Origin of the sequence: Adonisia turfae CCMR0081, from assembly GCF_011009555.1 — a bacterium.
Taxonomy (GTDB): domain Bacteria; phylum Cyanobacteriota; class Cyanobacteriia; order Phormidesmidales; family Phormidesmidaceae; genus Leptothoe; species Leptothoe turfae.
This window is the reverse complement of sequence record NZ_QXHD01000004.1, coordinates 5,720,399-5,729,364: the sequence shown is the minus strand read 5'-3', so window position 1 is coordinate 5,729,364 and position 8,966 is coordinate 5,720,399. Positions and strand designations below refer to the sequence as shown.

Annotated in this window: 7 protein-coding genes; 6 read left to right on the top strand and 1 reads right to left on the bottom strand. The window is 47.7% G+C overall.

Going from position 1 to position 8,966, the window contains the following annotated elements; all coding sequences use genetic code 11:
• Positions 1 to 196 precede the first annotated feature (196 nt).
• Complete coding sequence (locus tag DXZ20_RS28335; RefSeq protein ID WP_163663208.1) at positions 197 to 382, bottom strand: hypothetical protein; 186 nt, start codon at positions 380 to 382, stop codon at positions 197 to 199.
• A 598-nt stretch (positions 383 to 980) separates the two neighbouring features.
• On the opposite strand from DXZ20_RS28335, the gene DXZ20_RS28330 reads away from it, so the two are divergent.
• From DXZ20_RS28330 to DXZ20_RS28305, 6 genes are all read left to right on the top strand, one after another.
• Positions 981 to 3,209, top strand: a complete 2,229-nt coding sequence (locus DXZ20_RS28330) for an endo-1,4-beta-xylanase (RefSeq protein ID WP_163663203.1) — start codon at positions 981 to 983, stop codon at positions 3,207 to 3,209.
• 199 nt (positions 3,210 to 3,408) lie between these two features.
• Complete coding sequence (locus DXZ20_RS28325; protein ID WP_163702474.1) at positions 3,409 to 4,812, top strand: multicopper oxidase family protein; 1,404 nt, start codon at positions 3,409 to 3,411, stop codon at positions 4,810 to 4,812.
• Between the two features lie 76 nt (positions 4,813 to 4,888).
• The gene (locus tag DXZ20_RS28320; RefSeq protein ID WP_163702472.1) at positions 4,889 to 5,710 is read left to right on the top strand and encodes a tetratricopeptide repeat protein; all 822 of its coding nucleotides are present in this window, start codon (positions 4,889 to 4,891) and stop codon (positions 5,708 to 5,710) included.
• Positions 5,711 to 5,798: 88 nt separating this feature from the next.
• Positions 5,799 to 6,185 (top strand): ArsR/SmtB family transcription factor, encoded by a 387-nt coding sequence (locus DXZ20_RS28315; RefSeq protein WP_163663194.1) that lies wholly within the window; start codon positions 5,799 to 5,801, stop codon positions 6,183 to 6,185.
• 104 nt (positions 6,186 to 6,289) lie between these two features.
• A complete protein-coding gene (locus DXZ20_RS28310; protein ID WP_163702470.1) occupies positions 6,290 to 8,209 on the top strand; it encodes a heavy metal translocating P-type ATPase in 1,920 nt (639 codons plus the stop codon).
• Between the two features lie 94 nt (positions 8,210 to 8,303).
• Positions 8,304 to 8,966: SulP family inorganic anion transporter (locus DXZ20_RS28305; RefSeq protein ID WP_250565952.1), on the top strand; the 663-nt coding region annotated here is incomplete at its 3' end.

The window sequence follows — 8,966 nt, the reverse complement described above, 5'->3', positions numbered from 1 at the left end:
CGGTTGATCTCATTATGGAGGTCCTGATGCCGAGCTAACCCCCATCTCACCAGTTATTTTTCTCTGCTCGTAACCTTCCAAGTCGTGTCTAATACAGCCAGTAGTAAACTGTCCAGATGTTGTCGATATTCCGGAGGATCTAATCTGGAAATATTGATGTAGAGCCATCTGATCTAGATCGATTGATTCCCCTAAATCATAAGTGGCTGGAGCATTGATTTTCTAAAGCGGACAAAGATGTTGATGGATAGTCTGAAACATCTTTGTCTAGCGTATGTTGCAATAACAGCTCATCGTTGAGATGCATACAGTCTGGTGGTGTAAATGAGTGATGATCAAAGGCATTTTCAATGCGTGGGGCAAACACTATATATAGTTTCACTTTATAAACCTCTCTCCCCTTAATAGTTCAAAACATATACCTTGAGCTATTTATTATTTTCAAGAGAAGTGCTTTTAACTCAAGTCCATCCAAGTAATTCAAACACAAACTCTAATATCCGCTAAATTTTACTTTTTTTGATTCCAGAAGCAGTTTTCTGCCCTGTAAACGATCTTCTTCATCAAATACTCACAATCTTTTCATTAGAGGTGGCTGCCATATTGCCCCTATCCGAGATACCTTATGTGAAGTGTGTTCTGATAGTCATACAACAAAGCATTAAAGGTGCTTTGAAAACTTGAATACAAACCTAAATCATTGGCAACATATCGATCTTCATCTTCCAAAAACGTGTTACCTCTAACCCGAGGTAAGGGAAGTTTTGCAATGCGCTTCTCTTTAGTTTGAAGTAACTTAGAGCACCTGAACAGGAACTCTCAAAGTTCGTAGTTTCACTAAACATACCCCTGTTGTAGGTAACAATTTTAACGATCAAAATCTTGTGATCGTGAGAAACCTCACGACCGCAGAGATTGGTGATGTCGTAGTAAACGTTTTTGCTGGCTTCAGAAAATCATGAGATCTAATTCACTTCATTATGAACAACAACGATCGTACGTTACGTTCCGCAGCCAAAAAACAAAATATGGTGATCGGAACTGCTGTTCAAGCTCGTCGCCTGAAAAGTGATAGCCGCTACCGAGAAACTATTGCTAAGGAGTTTAACAGCATCACGGCTGAGTATGAAATGAAGTTCAGGTTCCTACAACCTGAGCGAGGTCGCTTTGACTTTAGTCAGTCTGATGCACTAGTGAACTTTGCTAGCAAAAGTAATATGGATTTAAGGGGGCATACCCTCGTTTGGCACAAAGAAATTCCAAAATGGATAGAAAATGGGAACTGGAGCCGCCGAGAGCTGCTGGGTATCCTCGAAAACCACATCAAAACAGTTGTGGGACGGTATAAAGGGGAGATACCTGTATGGGATGTTGTTAATGAGGCTGTTAACGAAGACGGAACACTTCGAAATTCATTCTGGCTCAAGGAGATTGGCCCTGAGTACATTGAACTTGCCTTTAAATGGGCCCATGAGGCTGACCCCAATGCCACACTTATCTACAACGATTATAGAAATTCTGAAGTCAACAGAAAATCTAACGGTATTTATCGGTTGGTATCAGACCTGAAGGCAGACGGTGTACCCATTGATGGTGTTGGCTTCCAGATGCATATGCCAGAGGAAGATCCTCGTAATTTCAATAGTGTTGCCGACAACATGCGCCGCCTTGGTGCCCTTGGTCTGGAAGTTCAGGTCACAGAAGCTGACGTGCGCATTAGAAAACCAGCTTCTCAGGCAGAAGTACGCAATCAAGCGGCGATCTATGAACAGATTGTTGAAACTTGTTTAGAAGCAGACAATTGTAGTTCAGTGACTCTCTGGGGATTCACGGATCGCTATTCATGGATACCTGGTTTCTTCAAGGGCTTTGGAGATGCCCATATTTTCGATGAAAATTACAAGCCTAAACTTGCTTATGAGGGTCTTTTAGATGGGTTCCAGAGTGACTCATCCCCCAATCAACCACCCGCTAAAGTGGCTCCAACCATTCAAACTCCTTCGGCAGTGACAATCTCTGAAAATGGGACTGCGGTACTCAATATCAATAGTACTGATGATGTAGACAGTGAAGGGGATGGGCTCACCTACCGTCTGAACGGTGGAGCAGATGCTGCTTTGTTCTCCATCGATAAGAACGGTGTGTTGAACTTTAAGGCAGCACCTGATTTTGAAAAGCCTGGTGATGCCAACGGTGACAACATCTATAAGGTTAAGGTTGCCGTCACTGACTCTGATTCCTTAACTGCAACTCAAAATCTCAGCGTCACAATTAAAGATATTAACGAGTCCAGCGAACCCAATGAACCGGACAATCCGAGCGAACCCAGCAAAGTGGCTCCAACCATCAAAACATCTTCTTCAGTAACCATTGCTGAGAATAAAACTGCGGTACTCAATATCAATAGTACTGATGATGTAGACAGTGAGGGAGATGGGCTCACCTACCGTCTGAGCGGTGGAGCAGATGCTGCTTTGTTCTCCATCGATAAGAACGGTGTGTTGAATTTTAAGGCAGCACCTGATTTTGAAAAGCCTGGTGATGCTAACGGTGACAACATCTATAAGGTTAAGGTTACCGTCACTGACTCTGATGCCTTAACTGCAACTCAAAATCTCAGCGTGACCGTATCTGATATCGCGGATACACCCTCAAATCCTGATACACCTGATCCTGGTAACCCCGGTGGTGGTAACAGTACCCTTCTTGATCTGGGTAATGGCAACAACAAAATTAAGCTCAGACGTGGCAACCATACCATTCTCGCTGGGGCAGGCCATGACAAAATTGGTCTAGGCACAGGGATCGATACTGTTGATGCGGGTGATGGCAATAACTTTATTTACATGACCAAGCATAATGGGAGGTCCGATGGGTCTAAAGACATTCTCACAGGTACAGGCGATGACCGGGTGAAAGCAGGGTCCGGTGACGACCGCCTGAACTTGGGTACGGCTAAAAAATACGATATTGCCTTTGGTCGAGGCGGCAGCGACACATTTGTGTTGAACGAAGGTCGCGGTTATTTGATCATCCGAGACTTTGAACAAGGTATCGATAAGATCGAAATCGGTAGCCTGAGCTTTGATGATCTGAACCAGTCGACTAGAAATGGTAAAACCTGGCTGTCGGCAGGTAATGATACCTTGGCTAGCCTAACCTCTTTCACAGGAAGTTTGACAGCTGAAGATTTCACGACCGTAGGCTAGAAATTTAGTCTCTATCAGCTTTTGGAGAATCTTTCTGTTTCAAAGAGAGCTGATTAAAGTTCACACAGTGGCCTGAAGTCTCATAGCTTCAGGCCACTGCACAGTGCACTTATATTTCAAACGCAACGGTATTGTGAATAGATGCTACCATTTGGCTTCGATATCTAAATGGCAATTTGTGTCTATTGGACTGAGTTGTATGTATCGCCGTCAATTTCTTAGCTGTATGGCCATTGCCGCTAGCGCGCCATTGTTTTCGCAATGTGCCCGTGCTCCACGTCGTGTCACGAGTCAGGATGGGGTGTTAGAGCTATCGTTAACAGCCCAAGCTCAAACACAGGTCATCGCAGATGAGCGTACCCATTTATTGGCCTACAATGGTCAACTGCCTGGCCCTATGATTGAAGTACGGGCTGGGGATACGGTGCGTTTGACCCTAGTCAACCAGCTAGATAGACCCACCAATCTCCATTATCACGGCCTACACATCTCACCTGAGATTGATAATGTGTTTCGAGAGGTGGCCCCTGGTGAGCGCTACACCTATGAATTTCAAATCCCATCTAACCATCCGGCTGTTACAGCTTGGTATCATCCTCACTACCATCTGGATGTGGCGCGACAAGTATTTGGCGGTTTAGCAGGTCCGTTGATTGTTCGCGGAGACCTGGATGAGGTTCCTGAACTACAGCAGGCGGATGAGACTGTGCTGGTACTACAGGATTTTGAGCCTACACTGCAGCCATTGGAACTCCATGCTCTGGGCAAAAAGTGGGGGCGTGAGGGTTCATGGTTGTTAGCCAATGGTCAGCATAATCCTACGGTGACCATACCTCAAAATGGATTGCTGCGACTACGGTTGATCAATGCGTCAGCCTCTCGGATTTATCAGCTGCAACTGCAAAATCATCCCTGGTTTTTGATCGCGACAGATCGAGGTGCGATCGCAACTCCCACCGCAATTGAGATCCTACGACTCTCCCCCGGTGAACGTGCCGAACTCCTCGTACCAGGTCAACAAGAACCCGGAGACTATCAGCTCATTAGTCTCCCTGATGATCGCGGTATTGGCGCTGTGGTGGAGGCACTGGGGGACTCTGTTGAATACATGCCAGGTGTGGTGCAGCCTACCCAAACCACTCTTGCTACCCTGCGTTATCAGCCCAGCGACTATGCTGAGCCGCTACCGCTACCTCAGAACTTAATTCCCGTTGAGGCCTTGTCTACACCGGTTACCACACGAGAATTTGTGTTGAACCATGGGATCGGAGATAGCTCCAGTGGTTTTATTATCAATAACAAATCCTTCGATATGAGTCGGGTAGATACCCAGGTTCGTCTAAATCAGATAGAAGATTGGAAACTTATTAACCAGGCCAGTATTGATCATCCGTTTCATTTGCACACTAACCGTTTTCAGGTGATTGAACGTGATGGCCAGCCTGAACCGCTGCTCGCGTGGAAAGATACCGTGAGTCTTCAAGGGTATGAAACAGTTGTTATCCGTGTTCGGTTTGAAGACTTTGTGGGGCGCACAGTCTATCACTGCCATATTCTGGATCATGAGGATCAGGGCATGATGGGCATTGTGGAAATCTCCTAAATAGAAAAATCTACCCTACCCTGAAAAAGAGCAATTATTTGCTAAGGATAGTACACCGCAGTTGGGATCGTTGGCCATGGTAAATCACAGACGTTTTGCAGTTATTTTAGGGACAACCTTAGCGGTGACATCAGTCTATCAAGGCCTGGCGATGCAGCCCGCTCACGCAGTGCAGCCTGTTCACGCAGTGCCGCTGCTGGCAACAACTAATGCTGACGAATTGTTGGAACGGGGTCAGCAACAGGCGGAGAAAGGACAGTTAGCGGCTGCGATCGCAACCTATACCCAACTGATTGAAACCGACGCTGATAATGCTGAAGCCTATCTGCAACGGGGCATTGCTTACCATGATGTCGGCGACATTAACCAGGCCATTGATGATTTTTCAGCAGCTCTGCGACTCCGTAGCAATCACCCAGAAACCTTCTACCATCGAGGTGAAGCCTATCTGCATACGTCCAATGTGAATGCAGCCATTGCGGACTTGACCCAGGCCATTGAGCTAGACCCAGAGTTTACCCAAGCCTATATGGATCGCGGTACGGTTTTAGCTGAACTTGGACAGTTTTCCCTCGCCCTGACTGATTTCCAGCAAGCGGTTGCCCTGGAGCCGGATAATGCTGATGCCTATTACAATCGCGCCCAGGTTTACATTGGCCTCAGGGATGCACAGACAGCCCTGGCTGATTTTGATACGGCCATCCGTTTAGATCCTGAGCTGGCAGAAGCCTATGGTACCCGTGGTTTGTTAAACCACCACCTTGGTAACTCTCAACAGGCCATGGCCGATCTACAACAGGCGGCGACTCTATTTCAAAATCGGGGAGACCAGGAAAGCTATCAGATGACTCTGGGTTTCATGGATCAGGTGCAGCGGCAGATAGACGCCCAACCTTAGCCAAGTAAACCAAGAATAGTTGAACAGGCTTTCAGGTGGTAATGATTCTCAGTATCATAGCAGTATGATGCTGAGGGTTACCCTTTACATGCCTGCTTCAAGTCGAAAAAATAACGGAACGACAGCTGATGCTCCTGGCTGTGACCAGTCCCTTGTGCATTTAGAGAGTGTGCGTCAGGTGCAGCCGGAGGTGCTGGCGACGGAAAAGGCCCAGCGGATGGCAGAGTTTTTTACTGTGTTGTCCGATCCCCATCGCTTAAAACTGCTGTCGGCTCTGGCTCAGCAGGAGCTATGTGTGTGTGATTTGGCGGCAACGGTGAAAATGGGGGAATCGGCAGTCTCTCATCAGCTGCGGGTGTTGAAGTCTCATCGGTTGGTTAAGTATCGTCGCCAGGGACGTAATGTTTTTTATAGTTTGGCGGATGGACATGTTACCGCGCTTTATCAGGAAGTTGCTGACCATTTAGATGAGTAACGGGGGGAGATAGACGTTAGAGGCCAGAACTCAGGCATGAGATTTGTTTTTATTGTGTAATATATGAATATTCGTTCAGATATTCAGATTTCTTGGTGACTACTATGGCGGGATCTCATTCCCATGGGTGTTGTGGCCATGGCCACGGTCATGATTTAAAGGAGTTCAATGTGCGTCAGGCATTGATGCCTATTGTGGCTGCGGCCATTCTTTTTTTGATTGGTTTTGTTTTTTATCAGCCACTTCACAATACGCCATTTGCGATCGCAGAATATGCGGTGCTGCTGCCAGCTTATTTCATCAGTGGTAAGCAGGTGCTGACTACGGCAGGGCGCAATATTCTCAAAGGGCGGGTTTTTGATGAGAACTTTTTAATGGCGATTGCGACATTGGGTGCGATCGCCATCCATGAGGTGCCTGAAGCGGTAGCGGTGATGCTATTCTTCCAGGTGGGGGAGCTGTTTCAGGATTATTCTGTGGGGCGCTCCCGCCACTCAATCAAGGCTCTACTAGAAGTGCGGCCAGACATCGCTAATCTCAAGGTTGATGGTGTTATTCGTGCCGTTTCCCCTGAGATTGTTAATGTGGGCGACATTATTGTCGTACGCCCTGGCGAGAAAGTGCCGTTGGATGGAGATGTCTTAGGGGGTACATCTCTAGTGGATACCTCGGCCCTGACTGGAGAGTCCGTGCCCCGAACCATTACGGTTGGTCAACCAGTTTTGGGGGGCATGATGAACCAGTCTGGTGTTTTGACGGTGAAGGTGACAAAACGCTTTGGGGAGTCATCGATCGCTAAAATTTTGGACCTGGTGGAAAATGCCAGTAGTAAAAAGGCTGATACTGAAAAGTTTATTACCCGCTTTGCCCGCTATTACACCCCTGCGGTAGTGTTTCTGTCGTTGGCCATGGCGATCCTGCCACCTCTGTTTATGGCAGGGGCAACCCAGGCGGTTTGGACCTATCGCGCCCTGGTGTTGCTGGTGATCTCTTGTCCCTGTGGTCTAGTGATCAGTATTCCGTTAGGGTACTTTGGAGGTGTGGGTGGAGCTGCTAAACGCGGCATTTTGGTAAAGGGCTCAAAGTTTCTGGATGCCCTGGCCCAGGTAAAGACAGTTGTTTTTGATAAAACGGGTACCCTGACCCAGGGAAATTTTCGGGTGACTGATGTGGTTACCCATAATGGTTGGAGTAAGCAGCAGTTACTAGAACTGGCTGCCCAGGCGGAAGCTCAATCCAATCATCCGGTGGCACAATCCATTCGACAGGCCTATGGTCAATCGATTGATGTTACCGATATTCAAGACTATGAAGAAATCTCGGGCCATGGTATTCGTGCCAAGGTGAAAGGCAGTACGATATTAGCGGGTAACGATCGCCTGCTGCATCGAGAACAGATTGCCCATGATGTTTGTGTTGTTGATGGGACTGTGGCCCATGTGGCCGTCGATGGTGAGTACAGTGGACGCATCATAATTGCGGATGAGCTGAAGGAGGATGCCGTTGAAGCAATTCGGTTGCTCCATTGCCAAGGTTTAGAAACGGCCATGCTGACAGGGGACAGTCAATCTGTTGCCGATAGCATTGCTAACACGCTAGGTCTGGATCAATATCACGCAAAGCTGTTGCCTGAAGATAAGGTGGATGCCCTAGAAGAGTTTTTACATCGTGCAAATCAGACAAAAGGCAAAGTGGCTTTTGTGGGTGATGGCATTAATGATGCCCCCGTGATTGCTAGAGCTGATGTGGGCATGGCCATGGGCGGTCTAGGTTCCGATGCTGCCATTGAAACCGCCGATGTCGTGATCATGACCGACGCCCCCTCGAAGGTGGCGGAGGCCATTCAAATTGCTCAAAAAACCCTGCGGATTGTTTGGCAAAACATCACGTTAGCAATGGTGATAAAACTTTTCTTTATTGCCCTCGGAGCCATGGGGGTGGCCACCCTGTGGGAAGCAGTATTCGCCGATGTTGGAGTGGCCTTGCTCGCTATCTTAAATGCTGGACGAGTGTTGAAAAGTTAAATTTTTAACCACCAGCAGCCACCATGGCCACCATGATGGAAATTATGGAAATTTCCTAGGATAGAGACATCTGCCAGTACACGTGAAATGAACTATGGAGATGCCATTGGGCCTCAAGCAATTGTTGTCTTATCAGTCAGCCTGGTTAAGGGGAGATATATTGGCTGGGCTAACGGTGGCGGCCTATTTAATTCCCCAATGTATGGCCTATGGTGAATTGGCTGGAGTTCAACCTGTGGCTGGGCTATGGGCGATTCTGCCTGCCATGGTGATTTACACCTTGTTGGGGTCATCGCCACAGTTATCGGTCGGCCCAGAATCCACAACCGCTGTGATGACAGCGGTTGCCATTGCTCCTTTGGCAACGCCCGGCGGTAGCGACTATGCCATCCTGGCCGCTTTATTAGCCCTGCTAGTGGGGGGGGTATATATTCTGGGCTACCTGACACGACTGGGGTTTCTTGCTGATTTACTGTCTAAACCTATTTTGATTGGCTATATGGCCGGTGTGGCCGTGATTATGATGGCGGGGCAGCTGAGCAAAGTGAGCGGTGTTCCCACTGATGCAGACACTGTTTTGGGAGAGATTCAGGCGTTTGTCACCCATCTCAGTCAGTACCATGGTCCCACATTGATTTTGTCCCTTGCCGTTTTAGTCTTTTTATTTGTTGTGCAGGCGCGATGGCCCAATGCACCAGGGCCCTTATTGGCGGTGTTGCTAGCAACAGTGGCTGTGAATGTATTGCGGCTTGACCAG

What these genes read in the sequence shown, in the direction of transcription:
- DXZ20_RS28325 (WP_163702474.1), top strand. Translation starts at nt 3,409, where the DNA reads ATGTATCGCCGTCAATTTCTTAGCTGTATGGCCATTGCCGCTAGCGCG.
- DXZ20_RS28320 (WP_163702472.1), top strand. Translation starts at nt 4,889, where the DNA reads ATGGTAAATCACAGACGTTTTGCAGTTATTTTAGGGACAACCTTAGCG.
- DXZ20_RS28315 (WP_163663194.1), top strand. Translation starts at nt 5,799, where the DNA reads ATGCCTGCTTCAAGTCGAAAAAATAACGGAACGACAGCTGATGCTCCT.
- DXZ20_RS28310 (WP_163702470.1), top strand. Translation starts at nt 6,290, where the DNA reads ATGGCGGGATCTCATTCCCATGGGTGTTGTGGCCATGGCCACGGTCAT.
- DXZ20_RS28330 (WP_163663203.1), top strand. Translation starts at nt 981, where the DNA reads ATGAACAACAACGATCGTACGTTACGTTCCGCAGCCAAAAAACAAAAT.